Source organism: Chryseobacterium sp. (assembly GCF_022869225.1).
Classification (GTDB): Bacteria; Bacteroidota; Bacteroidia; order Flavobacteriales; family Weeksellaceae; genus Chryseobacterium.
This window is the reverse complement of record NZ_JALIHL010000001.1, coordinates 1203931-1222399: the sequence shown is the minus strand read 5'-3', so window position 1 is coordinate 1222399 and position 18469 is coordinate 1203931. Positions and strand designations below refer to the sequence as shown.

The window sequence follows — 18469 nt, the reverse complement described above, 5'->3', positions numbered from 1 at the left end:
GGGAATTTTTGCGGAAGCATACAAATATAAACTATTTATAGAATCTGATGGAGAGAATATGTCATCCCACGATAGAAAAATACGGAGGAAGACCTCAGAGCAGGAACTGAAATAAAAAAAAAGCAACCAACTGATCAGTTGATTGCTTTTCATGAGTGAATTCATCTAAACTTTTTGAAGTTTATAAGGTACAAACTCTGATTCTTATTGTTTTGTAAAAATCAAATCTTTGGTTTCCGGAAGATAAATATTGATGTCTGTTCCTGGAGGGCACTTGCTATCATCAAGAATAATATCATTAGGTTTATATTCCCATGAAAGCTGTGTTGAATTTATTTTTTTTAGAATTATTTTACCCCATCCGACACCACAATTTGTACCACTATAAAAGAATATAGCAGAATTATCATAAGATTTTGTTCCTATACTATAAAGATTTATTGAGGGGATATTATTATTCTTGGTGTCTTGCAAAACTACACCAGAAGAATTTTTAACAACATACTTTATATCTAGAACATCTGAATAATAGGTTTTTTGTGAACTTTTTTGTAGTTTATTTTCAATTTTTGTGATATATAGTATGATATTTTTCCCTTGAAAATTTCCTTGAAATACTCCAGTATATGAATTTAATTCATTATTTAAATCTTTTAAATAAGAATTAGCAGGAATATCCTTTAAAGAAGTGTTTAAAGGGAGTGTTGTTTGTGCTTTACAGAAAAATACAACAAATACTGCTGATATAATGACCCACTTATTTTTCATTATTGTTTAGTAAAAATCAAGTCTTTTGTTTCAGGAAGATAAATATTAATATCCGTTCCTGGAGGGCACTTGCTATCATCAAGGATAATATCATTAGGTCGATATTCCCATGAGATTTGCGAAGAATTTATTTTTTTTAAGTAAATATCACCCCATCCTACACCACAATTAGTCCCAGCATAATAAAGTAGTAACTTATCATCTTTTATCCAGCGGCTGTATATAGTATGTTTTAATTGATTGGGTTGAAATATCATATTCTGAGTATCTTGAAGTGTAATTCCAGAAGTATTTTTTGTGATATACTTTATAGATATTACATCCTTGTAATATTTATATTTATTGATTTCAAAAAGCACATGAGTTTGCTTGTTGATAAATAATGTAATTTGTTTACCTTGGAAATTCGACGTATAATTTCCCACAAAAGAATCTAATTCATTGTTAGTGTCTTTTAGGTATGAATATGCAGGAATTGTTGTATAATCTGTTTTTAATGGATATTCCAGTTGTGCTTTACAGAAAAATACAACAAATACTGCTGATATAATGACCCACTTATTTTTCATTATTGTTTAGTAAAAATCAAGTCTTTTGTTTCAGGAAGATAAATATTAATATCCGTTCCTGGAGGGCACTTGCTATCATCAAGGATAATATCATCCGGACGATATTGCCAAGAAATTTGAGTCGAATTTATTTTCTTTAAATAAATATCTCCCCAGCCCACACCACAATTTGTGCCACTATAATAGAAAGCAATAATGTTTTTGTTAGGATATATGTGATTGCTGTACAGTTCTATTTTAGCAATATTACTATTCTTAGTATCCTGTAAAATAACTCCATTTGAGTTCCTGACTATGTATTTTATTATTAACACATCACTATAAAATTTTTGATCACCATAATCCATTAATTTATTCTCTTCCTTTGTTATATATAAAATAATTTCATTTCCTTGGAAGGTGGCTTTATAGGTACCTATATATGGAATCAACTCATTATTAGTCTCTTTCAAATAAGCATTTTGAGGGATATTATATAATGCTGTATTGAGTGGTAATGTCTGTGCCTTACACAATATTATAAATAGTAAACTTAATATTGTTGTTATTTTTAAACTTATAATTTTCATTTCTATATGTTTTATTGTTAACAAGATGTGGGAATTGGTTGACTGTTATTGTCTAAGTTAATGTTTTTTACAGTCCCATCATTTTCAATTCTTTGTAGGTTGACTTTTCCTTCTAGTCCCATACTCTTTAATGTTTCGAAAAAAAGCTTTTCTACACCTAAATTATTAATTGAACCATCACTGTTCATATATTTCATTCCACTTATGGTTTCATCTGTCAAATCTTTTTCAAGCTTTCTGTACTTTTGAGTATATTTATTTAAACTATCCTGTGAAAAATTAGTCAAAGCATCTTGATAAGTCCCATTAAACCAAATAACATAATGTATACCATTAGGTGCTATCATTCCAACAAAAGCATTCTTAACATTAGCTGGGTTAGAAGTAGGTTGTGCTCTTGCAAATCCTAACAACTGATCAATATCTGGTGGAGATAACATAGGTATTCCTGTTGGTGTATGATTGTGATAGCCTCCCGCGTACCCTGTTTTATCTCCAAAGTTAACACTGTGAGCTCCTCCATGAATTATACCTGAAGGAGTTCCGTCGGTCTTAAACTTTGCTCCTTTTTCCCCACCTAATGTAGATTGCTGTTTTAATGAATCTATAACAGGTTTAGATTTAGGATTAGTAATAATTTTTTTCGTTTGCTCACAAGGATTAGTATTTGTCGCAGGAGGATTACCGATTCCTCCTCCAAAATTACCATTCCCACCACTGGCTAAATGTCCACCGCCTTGTCCACCGTTTCCTTTTGTGGGTCCTTCCATCCAGATATCGTAACTTGTAAGCTTGATAGGCCTTATTACGGTAATTACAATTGGGTCAATTTCGGTAGTGTCGCTTCTGTTTTTGGAAAGATTATCGTAATACTCCTGAAATCTGGAAATAATGTACAGAACATCAGGATGCTCATTGACCCACACATCATAATAAAGATAATCTCTGCTTCCGTTCACGACACCTGCCAGGATAGCGGTAACTTTTCTATTTTCATCAAGTATAGGAAAGAAAATCAATTTTTCACCTTCATCACCGTCAATGGATTGGGTAGAAACATTTCGGTCAAAATATCCATATTTTGAATTGAAAAATTCCTGTGTTTTGGTATTGTTTTCAAAATAATACTCAATACATTGGGCAAAAGGTTTTGCATAATTGGTTTCTGTACTTTTTGAAAGAGCTAAATTCTTTTCAAATTTTTCAAAAAAAGAAATTTTTTCTTGCTGTGTTTCTTCTGTAGTATGGGTTATTTCATCTGTCCTGCAGGAGTGCAAGAAGGTCACTAAGGCTATTAGAAACAATAGCTGTGAAATCATTCTCTTTCTCATCGTCTTTTTTGATTTTTAAAATGTGTTTTCATTGTAAATCTTGTTTATCATGGGATTAGTAGGGACAAAATTAATCTTTTTATTATTTCAATACAAAGAGATTTATAAATTCAGACAAAGATATAACCTCTATACTACGGAATCTGTCGTATTATAATTATTTTTAGATCGCAACATTTAAAAAATAAAAGGCTGACAGCAGAGGGTTTTTTCTATATTTTGAATAAAATATCTTTCTTCAAATTCACCCGTTTGATAGAACGATATTAATTTTTTAGAGAATTCTTTTTCTGACAGTCTGAGTTACCCTCGGAGTATTGTTATAAAAAGCAGTTGGTAAAATAAAAAAAGCAACCAACTGATCAGTTGATTGCTTACGCTTGATGGTAGACCCACAGGGATTCGAACCCCAGATGACTGAACCAAAATCAGTAGTGTTACCGCTACACCATGGGTCTGTTTCAATGCCGCGAAATTATAGAAATTATTTTAAATATAAAAATCAAATGTGAAGATAATATAACATATTGATTGGTCTGAATGGTTTACTGACTGATATCCAAATATTTATTTTTTTATAAAAAAATTTCAAAACAGATGATGTTTTTAATCCTAAAGAATAAAACCTTATCTTTGCAAAAAAATTGGGCTCCAAAAGTTGGAGTGACCCGTTAATAACTTATCCTGAGCATAGCAAAAGGATTATTAAACATTTTTTATGTCAAATATTGTCGCAATCGTTGGACGTCCCAACGTAGGAAAATCCACGCTTTTTAACCGTTTATTAGAGAGAAGAGAAGCCATTGTAGATTCTACAGCCGGCGTCACCAGAGACCGTCACTACGGGAAATCTGACTGGAATGGAGTAGACTTTACCGTGATTGATACCGGAGGATATGATGTAGGTACGGATGATATCTTTGAAGAAGAAATCCGTAAGCAGGTACAGTTGGCCGTGGATGAAGCTACTTCCATTATCTTTATGATGAACGTGGAAGAAGGGCTTACCGATACAGACTATGAAATTTACAGATTGCTGAGAAGGTCCAATAAACCGATTTATATCGTAGTGAATAAAGTAGATTCTGCAAAAGAAGAACTTCCTGCAACGGAATTCTACCAGTTAGGAATCGAAAAATATTACACGCTTTCTTCTGCTACAGGTTCAGGAACCGGAGACCTTTTGGATGATATCGTTAGAGATTTCCCGACGACAGAATATAAAGATCCTTTCGAAGGGCTGCCTAAAATTACAATTGCCGGTCGTCCAAATGTAGGAAAGTCTACACTGACGAATGCCTTGCTTGATGTAGAAAGAAATATTGTAACTGATATTGCAGGAACTACAAGAGACAGCATCCAGACATTATACAATAAATTCGGTCACGAATTCGTACTGGTAGATACTGCCGGAATGAGAAGAAAATCTAAGGTAAACGAAGATTTGGAATTCTATTCTGTCATGAGATCTATCCGTTCTATTGAATATTCTGATGTGGTGATCATCATGGTAGATGCTACACAGGGCTGGGAGTCTCAGGATATGAATATTTTCGGACTGGCACAGAAAAACAGAAAAGGGATCGTGATCCTGGTCAACAAGTGGGACCTGATCGAAGACAAGCAGACCAATACCATCCGTGATTTCGAAAAATCAATTAAAGATAAGATCGGACAGTTCCAGGATATTCCTATTTTATTCGTTTCAGCGTTAACGAAGCAGAGAATTCTAAAAGCTGTAGAAGTGGCGATGGAGGTTTATGAAGACCGTAAGAAAAAGATCAAAACTTCAAAACTGAACGAAGTGATGCTTCCTATTTTTGAGCAGACGCCGCCGCCGGCTAACAAAGGAAAATATATTAAAATTAAGTATTGCGTTCAGCTTCCTACCCCATCACCGCAGTTTGTATTCTTCTGTAACCTGCCGCAGTATGTGAAGGAACCTTATAAAAGATTTACTGAAAACCAGTTGAGAAAAGAATTCGGATTTACCGGAGTTCCGATTGAAGTGTATTTCAGACAAAAATAAAGGAATGATATTCAGGAAAACTGGCAATGAAATTTGCCGGTTTTTTATTTATAGCCACTTCTCATATACCAACCTTACCGGACGATATCCCTGGGAAGCGAGCCATCGCTGCATCGTATCATTATTGGAGAGCGTATACCGGTATATTTTTCGGATGGTATACGTTGCATAAGCATTTTCAAATGCTTTATTGAGAGTAGAATAAATACCCTGTTTTCTGTATTCTTTTTTTACATATCCTTCAGAAACATATAGATCGTCACCTTCACCGAGCTCAAAATTGCTGTCATCCCTTTCATCAATATAACCAAACAGAAAACCGATAGCTTTTCCATCAGATTCTGCAATAAGGAAGGTGCCGTTATTTTCATCTTCACACGCTGTCATAAAGCGGAGATAGTTGCTCCTGATCTGGGCCCAGTCGGCTGTCTTATCATTCATATCCTTTTCAGAAAGGTGAAGTTCGCCTACCAGCTCATCTATAATCGGGAGATTCTCCGCTATTTTTATTTTTTTGATGGAATAGATCATGTTATTTTTTTTATAGTTGGTGTTGGAAGAGAAGCCGGGAGTTTCATTGTGCATTGATTATATAATGGTCATTTAAAATAATCTCAATAAAAGGATGTTAATCGCTTTTTCAATTTAATAATTCTCCCCCTTCAAGTTTCCTACTTTATTTTCCTCTCAGTGGACTTCCGTACCAAGACGTATTGTCAGAGAGGATTTCCCCTTTCATTACCAGTGAAAGAGCATCAATATTGACATTATTTCCAATTTCGCTATCATATAAAATAATAGTCCTTGAATTAATAGTCGTTTGACGGCCTATTTTAACACTTCCGATCTTCATGATTCTATCTTCAAAAAGATGGGTCTGAGGACCGCAGTCTTCATTCAGCATGGCTTCATCACCTATGGTCACCATGTCAAATTCAGTAATATCAGTGGTATTAAGCCAAACTTTTTTACCAATTTTTACTCCCAGAAAACGCATGAAAAATGGCAGCCACCAAGTTCCCCGCAGAAAATCTAAAAAGAACAGCACGGGAAGTGCTTCATAAATGGTGGTGATTCCTTCACTAAGCCACACCTTTAAACTGTACATCGGCATTTCAGACTTCTTATACTTTCCGACGAATATCCACTTGAGCAATACGGTGAAGAAAAAAGAAGGCAACGCAACAATTCCTAAGTAGTAGAATGGGGCTAACAATAGCAGATAATGGATGTTTCCCTCCAAGTAAGTACTGGTATAAGCAATAAACAAGACACTACAGATAATAATCACCGTTTGCGGAAGAATAATTCTGATTCCTTCTACAATAGCTCTTGCCAGTTTAAGGCGGAAAGGAGGATTATAAGTTCGGTTGTCTCGGAATATATCAGATTTTTGTCTGGAAGGCAGGCCAATAGGAGGAGATCCGAACCAATCCTTCTCAGAGGAGTTTTTCAACTGCTCTTCAGAAGGAGCTTTACTCAGTACCCCGATCAGCATATTATCACCCAGCTTATATCCCTGTGGGATAAGGCCGCTGTTTCCTACAAAACTATTATTGCCTATGGATGTTTTCGATAAAATCAGTTTCTCATTTCTTACATCATGTTCCCCGAGAATCACGGCATCCGCAATAAATGAGCCTTCACCAATTTCCAAAAGATGATGGGAAACATCGCTGGCCGTTGAGATCTCTGAATTTTTTCCCACTTTGGCCCCCATCATTCTGTAAAATTTACTGATGTAAATAGAAGCAAAAAGGGGATGTACAATGATGAGTGACAGGTTGAAAATTTGATCCTTTACCCATTTTTTATAATAGGTAAAGCTGTACACCGGATAGGTTCCCGGTTTCATATTATACTGTAAAAGCCTTGTCAGCAGACTCACAACTCCAATAAACAGTAAAATATAAACTGTAGAAAGAATAGGAGCCTGCCACAGGTAATAAAAATTATAATCTGCTGCACGGTCATCCAGGTAATATAACGTATAAAGAGTAGGAGCTAGAGGTAAAACAATAAGAAGGGGAAAGAAAAACAAAGAACATGCATAGATCAAAGCAAACCTGTTTCTTTTTCTGGCGGAGGCCAGTTGTGGAACTGTAACTTCTTCCTCTGTTTTTACGCTTACTTTTTCAGCAGGACTTCCGTTCCAAACCTCGCCAAATCCAATTGTTCCACCCTCATTGAGACAGCTTAAATCCTGAAGTTCCCCAAATTTTTCAATTACCGTATCTCCGCATACAATTACAGAAGAACCTAAATAGGCATGCGCCTTAATATGTACTTTTCTGATTTTTAAAACACCGTTTTCAACAGAGGCATTGTCAATACTAGAGCCGGAACTGGTGTTTACGTTTTCGTCAATAGTTACAAGATCTTCTGCTGCAATGGGAAGAAGACTGAGCTGTGCACTGGGATGCACCTTTACTCCAAGAAGTTTTAAATATTTCGGATATAAAGGAGTTTCTACAATAAACTCAGAAGGCATCAGCCTTTTGATGGTTTTCCATAGCCACCACCTGAAATAATACCAGCCCCAAAGCGGATAGTCCCCTTCTTTTATTTTTCCTATAATAAGCCATTTCGTTAACACTATAATGGTGGAATAAACGGGCGGGATTAATGTATAGAGTAAAATAGCACTTAGTAGGGCATAGTGGAGCCCATATCCATTAATTTGGAAGTAATAATAACTTAAATAAGGGAAAAATATCTGTATACTAAGCAAAGCAAAGACGACCAGGAGACTTATGGTTTGAGCAATATTACAGGCCATATACTGTAAGGTTGAAACTCTTTGAAAAGGCTCCTGATGGGATGTTTCCTGTGTCTGTTTATTTTTTAAACATTCTGAATAAGCCGATAATGGACGGTTTTCATAAATTTCCTTTAGCGAGGCAGTAGGAATACCTGCTTTTTGACGCAAATGTGAAACCAGCGTGGCAGCAAGTAAGGAATGGCCGCCCAGATCTGTGAAAAAGTCCTGATCCAGATGAATATCTTTTCCCGGAAATACCCACTTCAGGGTCTGTAAGAGCCTTTCTTCCACAGAAGTATCCAAATCAATCTTAATATCTTCATTTTTTTCGTGAATACTAAAACTTTCCGGGATGGGAAGCCGTTTCCGGTCTATTTTCCCACTGGGCATTCTGGGCATTTCGTTCATCTGAATAATTGAAATAGGAACCATATAAGGGGCAAGGAATTTTGCCAATTCCTTTCTTATTTCATTTTCATTAAGTGGCGAATCATTGCGCATTACAGCATAACCTACAAGCTGGCCCTGTCCGTTGGAATCTTCTTTTACAGTAACGGCAGCAGAGGAAATATCCTGAAGCTGATTCAGACGTGCCTCTATTTCACCAAGCTCTATTCTGTAGCCCCGTAATTTGATCTGATCATCTATTCTTCCCTGGAAATCAATAAAACCATTTTCCCGGATAATGACGGCATCCCCCGTTTTATAAATGGTATTTCCCGGAAGCTCAGGGAATGGATTCTGTAAAAATTTCTGTTCAGTAAGGTCCGGAAGATTAAAATATCCATGACTTACCCCCGGACCTGAAATAATCATCTCGCCCCGTTCCCCCCTGGGCAAAATATTCATACTGTCATCAACAACAGCTATATGGTAATTGGGAAGAGGAGGGCCTATTGTAAGTTCTTCCTGGCTGTTAAGCTTTGCCATATTAGAGGATACGGTTGTTTCTGTAGGACCGTAGCTGTTGATAAATATCCTGTAGGGTTGTGCCCATTTTTCCTGTACCTGTTTTGTACAGGCTTCTCCACCGGTATTAATAAGCCTGATGGCAGGGACTTCATCAATAATGGCCAGGATACTGGGTACAGCATGAAGAACTGTGATTTTATTTTCAGTTAAAACACGGCTGAGTTCATCGATAGCCTTTACAGTAGTGGCATCAGCTATCCATATTGTTGCTCCGGCGAATAGACTTATCCAAACTTCTTCGCACCACATGTCAAAAGAAACAGAGAACCCCTGATAGACAATGTCATTATCTTTTATTTCTATAAAATCCTGCTCAGACCGTATTAAATGGCAGATGTTTCTGTGGGAAATGGGAATTCCTTTCGGATTTCCGGTGCTTCCGGACGTGAATAGTACGTAGGCCCAGTCGTCCGGCGAAGTTTGAACAATAGAAGAAGGAACAGTATTTTCAGGTTGTGTTGCTATTTTCAATGGCTGGCAGTGAATATGAGCATCCGTATCAGAAAAATAAGTCTTGACATTGATATCTGTGAAAACTTTTTTTATTCTGTCTTCAGGCATTTCTCTGTCTAAAGGAATATAACAAGCACCAGCTTTTATAATCCCAAGAATGGCAACCGGGAGTTCCATGCTTCTTGGGTACCATACTCCGACGCGGTCTCCGGGCTGTACCCCTTGATTTTGCAGTTGGAGTGCAACGGCATTGCTCCAGCTGTCTAATTCGGCATAGGATAGTTTCTTATCTTTATATATAAAAGCTGTTTTATCCTTATTTTTTTTAAACGTGGGAACCAATAATTCAGGCAGAGTTTCATTTTTTATTAGCTCTGGGCTGATTTTTCCTAAAATCAGGCTTTTCATCATATTAAAAAGTTATAATCGGTGTTTGGGAAACTTTATAAATATACTTTATTTCTCGTGATATTCAATCGACCAATTCGTTTTTTAGTTGTAATTTTGCAGGAATTAATATCATTACCTGTAATTTAAAACTTAGGATATTCATGCTTACTATTTTATCTCAAAATTTTTCTCTTGTAAATGAATGGATTAATGAACTTCGAAATGTTGAAGTTCAGCATGATCGGATGAGATTCCGCAGAAATATGGAAAGAATCGGAGAAATTGCAGCTTTTGAAATCAGCAAAAGATTGGAATATCGGGATGTTGTTATCCAAACCCCTTTAGATACAATAAAAAGCAGAGAAATTGCAGTACAGCCGGTTATTACCACCATTCTGAGAGCAGGAGTACCATTGTTTGAAGGAATTCTTAACTATCTTGACAGAGCCGACTGTGGTTTTGTTGCTGCCTACAGAAAACACGATGCCAACGATTATTTCTCTATCAAGCAGGATTATCTGACTTGTCCCAGTATAGAAGGAAGACCTTTAATCGTAGCAGATCCCATGCTGGCTACCGGAGCTTCTTTGATTGAGGCGATCAAAGATTTGCTAACGAACGGAAACCCGACTCAACTTCATATTGTAGCAGCTATTGCTTCCAGACAGGGAGTGGAAACCGTTCAGAATGCTTATCCTGATGCCCAGATTTGGGTAGGAGCTATTGATGAGCAATTGACCTCAAAAGGATATATTACCCCAGGCCTGGGCGATGCAGGAGATTTAAGCTATGGGGAAAAACTTCAGCGATAATTAAGAAAGATTCCAGAAATCTTTTATCATATCCAGTAACAGAGCCGGCCGTATTTTATCCATCGGGTGTTTGGTATCCGGAAGTACGGCTAATTTTGCATCAGGAAGACTTCTATAAACGGTTGTACTTTCTTCAATGGTTACCATATTGTCTTGATCTCCCACCATAACCTGTACAGGAACAGTAATAGCAGAAAGATTATTTTTTAAAGGCGGATTTTTTCCCAGATCAATCATAAGATCAGCAACAGCAGGAAGCAATTGTTTCCATTTTGAGCCATGCTGTGATTCTAAAAGCTGTGCATATTTCGGAACTTTTTCGAGGATAACATCAGGATTCAGCATTTTGCTTTCTTTAGCAGCCTGTTCTCCGGTCCAGTCAAATTTTGTTCCCAGTGTCATGATCGAATTTACATTCTCAGGAGTCTTCATGGCATAGCAAAGGGCAACATAACCTCCCATACTATGACCGAAAATAGAAACGTCTGCCAGTTGGTTCTTTTGGCAATATTCGGATAATTCCTGGGTATATTTTTCTATACTGATTCCATCTTCCGGAAGCCCGCAGTCTCCATGTCCTGAAAATAAGGGAGTATGTACAGTGAAATACTGTGATAAAGGGTTCAGATAAGATATGAAAATATCACTGTGGCCTAAAGCTCCGTGAAGCAAAATCAAATGGGGCATAATTATTTAGTTTTTCCGAAATTATGAAAAAGAATTGAAAGCATGAAAAAGTTAGAACGGTGAGAATAGGAAGGCTTCTGAATTAATAATAAAAAATGGTTTTAAGATCAAAAAAACAGCCAAGAATTACCTGCAACGATCAGCAAATACCTGTTAAACATCCATTGCCATCACGAGGACACTCACTTTATTGTCTCCGGCATTTAAAATGTTCCATGCTATGGAAGAAACCGTATTCCCGGTGGTAAAAACATCGTCAATCAGTAAGATGTGTTTTCCGGTAATTGCTTCAGTGATTGAAAAGGTATTGCCCGATTCTATACGGTGTTCTTTATCCTTCAGGGCCTGTGCTTTTGAATACTGATTTCTTTTAATTAAATCGTGGCTGAACGGAATTTCATAAAATCTGGATAAAGTTTCAGTAAAGAGATGAAGCTGGTTATAACCTCTTTTCATTAATTTCTTAGGATGCAAAGGAACACTTACCAGAAGATCAGGTTTCGGACTTTTAAAATCCAGGTGTTCTATTGTCCATTCTGCAAGGATTTTTCCGGTTTTCTGCCTGCTTCTGTATTTTAATTCGTGAATAATTTTCCTGCTTAAGCTCTCTTCCTCAAATTGTATTAAAGCATAGGCATTTTCAACCGGGAAAAGTAACCTGCATTTTTCTGCCACAGGATTGTTTTTATAATAATCAAAGTGGGTGAAATGTATCTGGCTGAAACAGAGGCTGCATACCAAAAGCTCAGGCTCAATAATTCTATTGCAGCAGATACACCGGTTAGGGAAAAGCAAATCCAGTATCATAAATGTGTTTTTGACTAAGTTAAGAAATAGTTTTTTGCTAAAAAATATCTTACTTACATTTTCGCACCACTCTCAAATCCTTACATTTTCAAACATTCCTGCTCTCAAACTCCTTCCTGATCTTCTCAACAGAACTCTTCATGCTGAGATTGAAATGCTCTTTTTCAAGCCGTACAGGAGGAGCCTGCCTTACTTCGCAATCAGCGATACTGCAGGATTCACACGTCACGCCCACATTAATGGTTTTCAGTGAAGGAGACTTTATAAATCCAATTTTTTTAATAATCTGCTGATTCAATAAAATGCCCAGGCAGTAGCTTCTGTTGCTACCATCCGAAAAAGGATTTCTTTGGGAAGTTGAAATAACCAGGTAACTTATTCCCTGGTCTTTATAATGAGAAATCTGGGCGTCCGTTAAAGTTTCATTTTCTTTTAAGTGATGCAGGTTTTTCACTGCAATCCATCTCCTGCAATAATGTTCGTTGGTGGCATTGGCATGCGGGGCCTGCTGGTGATTGAGATGAAGCTCTTTTAAAATCTGTATCTTATCAGAATTCTTTTTCTTAACCAGGCATAAATAAAACAGGTCTTTAATGCCCATTTCCGCAGAAAGGATATTGGTCAGGCGGTAATAGAAGGTTTCAGGAGACTGGGTGAAACTGTTGATCAGGTTTTCAAACTCCTGGTGCTTCCATGTATTCTGTAAGAAAAATTCTGAGGTCTTTTCGATGACAGGGTCTTTGGGAATTAATAAAGCTCCGGCAAAATAAGACGCATAAAAATTATTAAGAATCTCTTCAAAACTTCCGAAATCAAGCCAGGAATACGTATTGGGACGAACCTTTAAATCCAGTACATTAAATCCTATTTCTTTGGCTAAAATAAATGTCTTCTGATCTTTTTCGAGCTTTTTATTCAGAAGCAGTAATTTTTTCTCCGGAATAAATAAAGAGCGGAGATTATCCAGGGTTCCATATTTTTCAAAATCTTCAGCCTGTATATGATAGTCAAACTTTTCCAGCAATATATTTTCAAGGGCTTCAGATTTAAGATTTTTACCAATCTGCAATTGATTTTCCCGGGTAAATAAGTCTGCTTTTTCTTCTATTTCCGGAAAATAATTGTCATACAGTTCCTGGAATGACCTTAAAACGGCGAAATAAAACCTTTCTTTTCCAAGGTTATAATTCTGAGAGATTTCAATCAGTGCATTAATGAAAGCGGTTACTTTTTTCGGGGCATCATTGATGATGCTGATCAGGTTGTTTTTATTGATCCCAAAAAGTTCCAGGGGGACTTCTTTGAAAAAATCCGACTGAAGAATTTCATTGAATGGGGCTAAACTTTTGTCCAGTTTTGTGGAGACCAGCTCATCAAAAGTAGTTTGCAAAGCCTCAGAAAGCTGGATGATCTTATCGTGTTTCGGATATTTTTTTCCATTTTCAATTTCGTTAAGATAAGATTTTGATAACCCGGTTTTTACGGCAAGGTCCTGCAGAGACCAATTTTTCTTTTGTCTCTGTTGTTTCAGTTTTAGTCCGAAAACTGTTTTGATAAAGTCGCTTTCTGAATTCATTACTCAAATATAAATAATTAGATGCGATTATTCGCATAATAATTTTTTAAAAATTTTAGCGAACGTTCGCTATTTGTGAAAATTTTTATTTATGTTTGTAATATCAAATCATCAAAATCAATATGTTATGGAAACAAAGTCTCAATTAAAAATAGGATCTGATCAGCAATTTCAAGAGGTTTTTACTCCGGAATTGATGGATTTTCTCACGGTACTTCATCAGAATTTTAATCAGAAAAGACTGAAACTTTTAGAAGAAAGAAAAAAAATACAGCAGGAATTTGATAAAGGTGTTCTTCCAAAATTCCCGAACGACACGGAAGAAATCAGAAACGGAAACTGGAGATGTGCATCGCTGCCGCAGGATTTATTAGACAGAAGAGTAGAAATTACGGGTCCTGTTGATCGGAAAATGATTATCAATGCATTGAATTCAGGAGCTTCCACATTCATGGCAGATTTTGAAGACAGCAGTTCGCCGACCTGGCAAAATTGCATTGAAGGCCAAATCAATCTTTCAGATGCTGTGAGCAGAAGAATCGATTTTATTAATGAAAAAGGGAAGGCCTATAAGCTTAATGAAAAAACAGCGGTTTTACTGGTCCGCCCGCGTGGTCTGCATCTTCCGGAAAAACATATTGAGATCAACGGAGAAAAAGCCTCCGGCTCATTGATCGATTTTGGAATTTATTTTTTCAGGAATGTGAAAAATCTTCTTGAAAAAGACAGTGGCCCTTATTTTTACCTGCCCAAATTAGAACATTATAAGGAAGCCCGCTGGTGGAATGAAGTTTTTGTTTTTGCTCAGAATTATCTGGGAATTCCGCAAGGAACCATTAAAGCAACGGTTTTGATTGAAACCATTACCGCTTCATTTCAGATTGATGAAATTTTATATGAATTAAAAGAGCATAGTGCAGGCTTGAACTGCGGAAGATGGGACTATATTTTCTCATATATCAAAAAATTCAGAAACCTCCCGGAATTTATAGTTCCGGACAGGGATCAGGTGACCATGACCTCTCCTTTTATGAGTGCTTACTCAAAAAGAGTGATTGAAGTATGCCACAAAAGAAATGTTCATGCGATGGGCGGGATGGCAGCGCAGATTCCTGTGAAGGATGACGACGAAGCTAATAGCATTGCATTCGGAAAAGTAAGAAATGATAAAGAGCGCGAAGTGAAAAATGGACATGATGGAACCTGGGTGGCACATCCGGCATTGGTATCCGTGGCTAAAGAAGTTTTTGATCAGTATATGCCTTCCAAAAATCAAATCGATAAAAAATTTGAATATCACATCACAGAAAGCGACCTGCTTGAAATTCCTAAAGGGGAAATTACAGAAAAAGGAGTCAGAAAAAATATCAATGTAGGCATCCTTTACCTGGAAAGCTGGCTGATGGGGACGGGAGCTGCGGCCCTATACAATTTAATGGAAGATGCAGCCACCGCAGAAATTTCAAGAACGCAGATCTGGCAGTGGCTCAACAATGAAGCCGTTTTGAGTGATGACAGAACATTGACGAGAAATATGGTTCTCCAATGGGAAGCCGAAGAAATGGAGAATATTGAAAAATATGTAGGGGAAAGCCGTTTTAAAAACGGGAAATTTAATCTGGCCAAAGAACTTTTCAATGAGCTGATATTCTCAGAAAAATTTGAAGAATTTTTGACCCTGAAAGCTTACCCTTTTATTTAGTTGAAAATGGAAAATAGAAATAGAGGATTGAAAATCGAACATCCTCCCATCTATTACTTAAGTCCTACTCCCTAATATCTAACTAACAAAATCCAAATATTATGAAATCAAGACAAGAACAAATCCAGGCTATAGAGCAAGATTGGCTGACGAATCCACGCTGGAACGGTGTAAAAAGGCCTTATACGGCAGAAGATGTTTTAAAGCTCAGAGGATCTTATACCATTGGTTACACTATCGCTACTGAAATGTCCAAGAAATTCTGGGAAAAATTAAATACCCAGGAATATGTGGCAGGGCTTGGCGCCTTAACCGGTAACCAGGCGGTGCAGGAAGTCGATGCCGGGCTGGAAGCTATTTATCTTTCAGGCTGGCAGGTAGCGGCAGATGCCAACCTATCCGGAGAAATGTATCCTGACCAATCCTTGTACCCGGCTAACTCTGTGCCGGCTGTGGTAAAAAAGATCAATAATGCATTGTTAAGAGCAGACCAGGTGCAGTCGGTGAACGGAACCGGAGATAAAGAATATCTTGTGCCGATCATTGCGGATGCAGAAGCAGGCTTTGGCGGAAATCTGAATGCTTTTGAACTGATGAAGCAGATGATTGAAGCCGGAGCAGCAGCCGTACATTTTGAAGACCAGCTTTCTTCAGCCAAAAAATGTGGCCACCTGGGCGGAAAAGTACTGGTTCCTACTCAGGAAGCCGTAAATAAACTGATTGCAGCACGTCTGGCAGCAGATGTCTTGGGAGTTCCAAGCCTTATTATTGCCAGAACTGATGCGGATGCCGCAGACTTGTTGACATCAGATATTGATGACCGCGATAAAAAATTCGTAACCGGAGAAAGAACTTCCGAAGGGTTTTATGTCGTAAGAAACGGGGTAGAGCAGGGGATAGACAGAGGACTGTCTTATGCTCCCTATGCAGACTTGATCTGGATGGAAACTTCAAATCCGGATCTGGAGCAGGCAAGAAGATTTGCTGAAGGAATTCATGCAAAATTCCCTGGAAAAATGCTGGCTTACAATTGTTCTCCTTCTTTCAACTGGGCTGCGAAGCTAAGTGTTGAAGAAATGTCTACTTTCCGTGAGGAGCTGGCAAAAATGGGGTACAAATTCCAGTTTATCACGCTGGCAGGATTCCATGCCTTGAATACAGCGATGTTTGAATTGGCTTTAGCCTATAAAGAAAGAGGCATGGCAGGATATTCAGAGCTTCAGGAGCGTGAGTTTGCACTGCAGCAAAAAGGATTCAGGGCTGTAAAACATCAGTCTTTTGTAGGAACAGGATATTTTGATGAAGTTCAGAATGTTGTTACGAATGGCTCTTCAGCTACTGTAGCAATGAAGGATTCTACGGAAACGGCTCAGTTTCATTAGTCATTTTTTCCATATTTTTTGATGTAAACCTTCTCATTTTTGGGGAGGTTTTTGTGTTTATTCCTGATTTGCGCAAACCGAATATCTGCCGGACCTCAATGGAAAAGTTCCTATATTTGATATTCAAGAATACAGGAAGAATGGATTTAGTACATCAGAAACAGATTAAGGTAACGGAAGAGCATATCGATCAGAACAATCATGTGAACAATGTGCAATATGTACATTGGGTAGAGGAAATTGCAGCGGAACATTGGGATCTTTTAAAGCACAAAACGGAATATGTGAATGATGCCTGGATGCTTCTCGATCATCATATACAATATAAAAAACAGGCCTATCTGAATGATATGATCACAGTAAAGACCTATCCTGAAACGCCCGAAGGAGCAAAACAGCCCAGAAAAGTTGAATTTTACTGCAATGACGAACTTGTGGTAGATTCAAGTACACTCTGGGTTTTATTTGATCCGGAAACAAAAAAAATCAAACGGCTGGAAAAGGATTGGCTGGAAAAACTGAAGTGGTAACCGTAACTATGAGAGTATTTAAAATATTGATATCAATAAAATATGAAGATCATCATTTCTTTTTTAACAATATTCTCAATCTGCACATCTGCTCAATCTTTGAATGGGACAATTCGGGATACGCTGCTATATAAGGAAAGCAATGCTCCGATATTTGTATTGAAACTCACTGATATTTTATATAAGAATGAATTTCATGGCTATACCGACAGTAATGGGCACTTTGAGTCTGAAAATTTAAAAGATGGAAAATACAGATTGAATATCGCTGAGAATAATAATTATATAAAAAATGAATATCTGCTCAATGTCAAAGGAGATACCGTCGTCAATTTGATCGCTGTAAAATACTGCCCTTATAAAGAAAACAAAAGTTTAGTCTGCCCGGTTTGTAGGCGTGATAAAAACGTACTTCCCATTTTTTATGGACTAACTACTTGGAAATTCGAAAAGAAAAATAGAAAGAAGTATTATTTTGGAGGTTGTGAAGTTTCAGGTTGTGATCCAAAATATTATTGTAATACGGATAGAGTGAAGTTTTAGAAACGAGTACTAAGGTTTACCGCTTGATTGCTATAAAATCGTAATGGGTTGTAATAGATTTTTATGAATGAGCTTATAGAGGCTCTGTTTTTTTAAGTTAGAGCGTTTTGTCATATCTTTGCACGATGATACGTATTACAAAAATTTTTACATTCGAAACGGCTCACGTACTGTACAACTACGATGGGAAGTGTAAAAATATGCATGGACATTCCTATAAGCTGTTTGTAACGGTGAAAGGAAGACCGATTAATGATATGGATAATCCCAAAAATGGGATGGTGGTAGATTTTGGAGATATTAAAAGTATCGTAAAATCTGAAATCGTGGATGTCTGGGACCATGCGGTTCTTGTGAATGCCCTGTCGCCCCACAAAGAATTGGGCGATGATCTTGAGCAGAAAGGACATAAGGTAATCTATTGCAGTTTCCAGCCGACTTGCGAAAACATGTTGTATGCTATTGCTTCAAAAATCAAATCAAAACTTCCGGAAAGAATTTCTCTGGCCTATCTTAAACTGCATGAGACTGAAAATTCTTATGGAGAATGGTTTGCAGAGGATAATCAATAATTATACCCCACAAAAT

The 18469-nt window shown here is 37.2% G+C and carries 16 protein-coding genes and 1 tRNA gene; 7 read left to right on the top strand and 10 right to left on the bottom strand.

The annotated features are described in order from the left end of the window. Positions 1 to 204 precede the first annotated feature (204 nt). From MUW56_RS05765 to MUW56_RS05745, 5 genes are all read right to left on the bottom strand, one after another. A complete protein-coding gene (locus MUW56_RS05765; RefSeq protein ID WP_292012296.1) occupies positions 205 to 768 on the bottom strand; it encodes a DUF6705 family protein in 564 nt (187 codons plus the stop codon). Next, on the bottom strand, positions 768 to 1337 hold the full coding sequence (locus MUW56_RS05760; protein WP_292012295.1) for a DUF6705 family protein: 570 nt from the start codon (positions 1335 to 1337) through the stop codon (positions 768 to 770). Before MUW56_RS05760 ends, MUW56_RS05765 begins: the two co-directional genes overlap by 1 nt. Continuing rightward, positions 1337 to 1906 carry a hypothetical protein gene (locus tag MUW56_RS05755; RefSeq protein WP_292012294.1) on the bottom strand — a complete coding sequence of 190 codons (570 nt, stop codon included), beginning with the start codon at positions 1904 to 1906 and terminating at the stop codon, positions 1337 to 1339. The genes MUW56_RS05760 and MUW56_RS05755 overlap by 1 nt, the downstream gene beginning before the upstream one ends. Before the next feature lie 17 nt (positions 1907 to 1923). After that, positions 1924 to 3225, bottom strand: coding sequence for a hypothetical protein (locus MUW56_RS05750; protein WP_292012293.1), 1302 nt, complete (start codon positions 3223 to 3225; stop codon positions 1924 to 1926). Between the two features lie 396 nt (positions 3226 to 3621). Then, positions 3622 to 3695 (bottom strand) — tRNA-Gln (locus MUW56_RS05745). Between the two features lie 260 nt (positions 3696 to 3955). On the opposite strand from MUW56_RS05745, the gene der reads away from it, so the two are divergent. Then, positions 3956 to 5266 (top strand): ribosome biogenesis GTPase Der, encoded by a 1311-nt coding sequence (gene der, locus MUW56_RS05740; RefSeq protein ID WP_292012292.1) that lies wholly within the window; start codon positions 3956 to 3958, stop codon positions 5264 to 5266. Between the two features lie 48 nt (positions 5267 to 5314). On the opposite strand, the gene MUW56_RS05735 is transcribed toward der, so the two are convergent. Further along, entirely contained in the window at positions 5315 to 5797 is a 483-nt protein-coding gene (locus MUW56_RS05735; RefSeq protein WP_292012291.1) for a GNAT family N-acetyltransferase, read from the bottom strand. Between the two features lie 145 nt (positions 5798 to 5942). Continuing rightward, positions 5943 to 9863, bottom strand: a complete 3921-nt coding sequence (locus MUW56_RS05730) for a Pls/PosA family non-ribosomal peptide synthetase (RefSeq protein ID WP_292012290.1) — start codon at positions 9861 to 9863, stop codon at positions 5943 to 5945. A 140-nt stretch (positions 9864 to 10003) separates the two neighbouring features. On the opposite strand from MUW56_RS05730, the gene upp reads away from it, so the two are divergent. Further along, on the top strand, positions 10004 to 10654 hold the full coding sequence (gene upp / locus MUW56_RS05725; RefSeq protein WP_292012289.1) for a uracil phosphoribosyltransferase: 651 nt from the start codon (positions 10004 to 10006) through the stop codon (positions 10652 to 10654). Here the strand turns inward: upp and MUW56_RS05720 are convergent, their stop codons facing one another. From MUW56_RS05720 to MUW56_RS05710, 3 genes are all read right to left on the bottom strand, one after another. Then, positions 10655 to 11341 carry an alpha/beta hydrolase gene (locus MUW56_RS05720; RefSeq protein ID WP_292012288.1) on the bottom strand — a complete coding sequence of 229 codons (687 nt, stop codon included), beginning with the start codon at positions 11339 to 11341 and terminating at the stop codon, positions 10655 to 10657. Between the two features lie 153 nt (positions 11342 to 11494). Beyond that, complete coding sequence (locus tag MUW56_RS05715; RefSeq protein WP_292012287.1) at positions 11495 to 12148, bottom strand: ComF family protein; 654 nt, start codon at positions 12146 to 12148, stop codon at positions 11495 to 11497. 88 nt (positions 12149 to 12236) lie between these two features. Next, positions 12237 to 13724, bottom strand: coding sequence for a helix-turn-helix transcriptional regulator (locus MUW56_RS05710; RefSeq protein WP_292012286.1), 1488 nt, complete (start codon positions 13722 to 13724; stop codon positions 12237 to 12239). A gap of 127 nt (positions 13725 to 13851) precedes the next feature. Between MUW56_RS05710 and aceB the strand changes: the two genes are divergently transcribed. The 5 genes from aceB (at position 13852) to MUW56_RS05685 (ending at position 18453) form a co-directional block, all read left to right on the top strand. Beyond that, positions 13852 to 15426, top strand: a complete 1575-nt coding sequence (gene aceB, locus MUW56_RS05705; protein ID WP_292012285.1) for a malate synthase A — start codon at positions 13852 to 13854, stop codon at positions 15424 to 15426. Between the two features lie 98 nt (positions 15427 to 15524). Further along, entirely contained in the window at positions 15525 to 16808 is a 1284-nt protein-coding gene (aceA, locus tag MUW56_RS05700; RefSeq protein WP_367118560.1) for an isocitrate lyase, read from the top strand. A 98-nt stretch (positions 16809 to 16906) separates the two neighbouring features. After that, positions 16907 to 17338 (top strand): thioesterase family protein, encoded by a 432-nt coding sequence (locus MUW56_RS05695; RefSeq protein ID WP_292012283.1) that lies wholly within the window; start codon positions 16907 to 16909, stop codon positions 17336 to 17338. A 42-nt stretch (positions 17339 to 17380) separates the two neighbouring features. Then, positions 17381 to 17881, top strand: a complete 501-nt coding sequence (locus tag MUW56_RS05690; protein WP_292012282.1) for a hypothetical protein — start codon at positions 17381 to 17383, stop codon at positions 17879 to 17881. 125 nt (positions 17882 to 18006) lie between these two features. Beyond that, complete coding sequence (locus tag MUW56_RS05685) at positions 18007 to 18453, top strand: 6-carboxytetrahydropterin synthase (protein WP_292012281.1); 447 nt, start codon at positions 18007 to 18009, stop codon at positions 18451 to 18453. The last annotated feature ends 16 nt before the right edge of the window (positions 18454 to 18469 follow it).

Excerpts from the sequence above, each read along its gene's own strand:
- MUW56_RS05765 (WP_292012296.1), bottom strand. The coding sequence starts at position 768 with ATGAAAAATAAGTGGGTCATTATATCAGCAGTATTTGTTGTATTTTTC.
- MUW56_RS05760 (WP_292012295.1), bottom strand. The coding sequence starts at position 1,337 with ATGAAAAATAAGTGGGTCATTATATCAGCAGTATTTGTTGTATTTTTC.
- MUW56_RS05755 (WP_292012294.1), bottom strand. The coding sequence starts at position 1,906 with ATGAAAATTATAAGTTTAAAAATAACAACAATATTAAGTTTACTATTT.
- MUW56_RS05750 (WP_292012293.1), bottom strand. The coding sequence starts at position 3,225 with ATGATTTCACAGCTATTGTTTCTAATAGCCTTAGTGACCTTCTTGCAC.
- der (WP_292012292.1), top strand. The coding sequence starts at position 3,956 with ATGTCAAATATTGTCGCAATCGTTGGACGTCCCAACGTAGGAAAATCC.
- MUW56_RS05735 (WP_292012291.1), bottom strand. The coding sequence starts at position 5,797 with ATGATCTATTCCATCAAAAAAATAAAAATAGCGGAGAATCTCCCGATT.
- MUW56_RS05730 (WP_292012290.1), bottom strand. The coding sequence starts at position 9,863 with ATGATGAAAAGCCTGATTTTAGGAAAAATCAGCCCAGAGCTAATAAAA.
- upp (WP_292012289.1), top strand. The coding sequence starts at position 10,004 with ATGCTTACTATTTTATCTCAAAATTTTTCTCTTGTAAATGAATGGATT.
- MUW56_RS05720 (WP_292012288.1), bottom strand. The coding sequence starts at position 11,341 with ATGCCCCATTTGATTTTGCTTCACGGAGCTTTAGGCCACAGTGATATT.
- MUW56_RS05715 (WP_292012287.1), bottom strand. The coding sequence starts at position 12,148 with ATGATACTGGATTTGCTTTTCCCTAACCGGTGTATCTGCTGCAATAGA.
- MUW56_RS05710 (WP_292012286.1), bottom strand. The coding sequence starts at position 13,724 with ATGAATTCAGAAAGCGACTTTATCAAAACAGTTTTCGGACTAAAACTG.
- aceB (WP_292012285.1), top strand. The coding sequence starts at position 13,852 with ATGGAAACAAAGTCTCAATTAAAAATAGGATCTGATCAGCAATTTCAA.
- MUW56_RS05695 (WP_292012283.1), top strand. The coding sequence starts at position 16,907 with ATGGAAAAGTTCCTATATTTGATATTCAAGAATACAGGAAGAATGGAT.
- MUW56_RS05690 (WP_292012282.1), top strand. The coding sequence starts at position 17,381 with ATGAAGATCATCATTTCTTTTTTAACAATATTCTCAATCTGCACATCT.
- MUW56_RS05685 (WP_292012281.1), top strand. The coding sequence starts at position 18,007 with ATGATACGTATTACAAAAATTTTTACATTCGAAACGGCTCACGTACTG.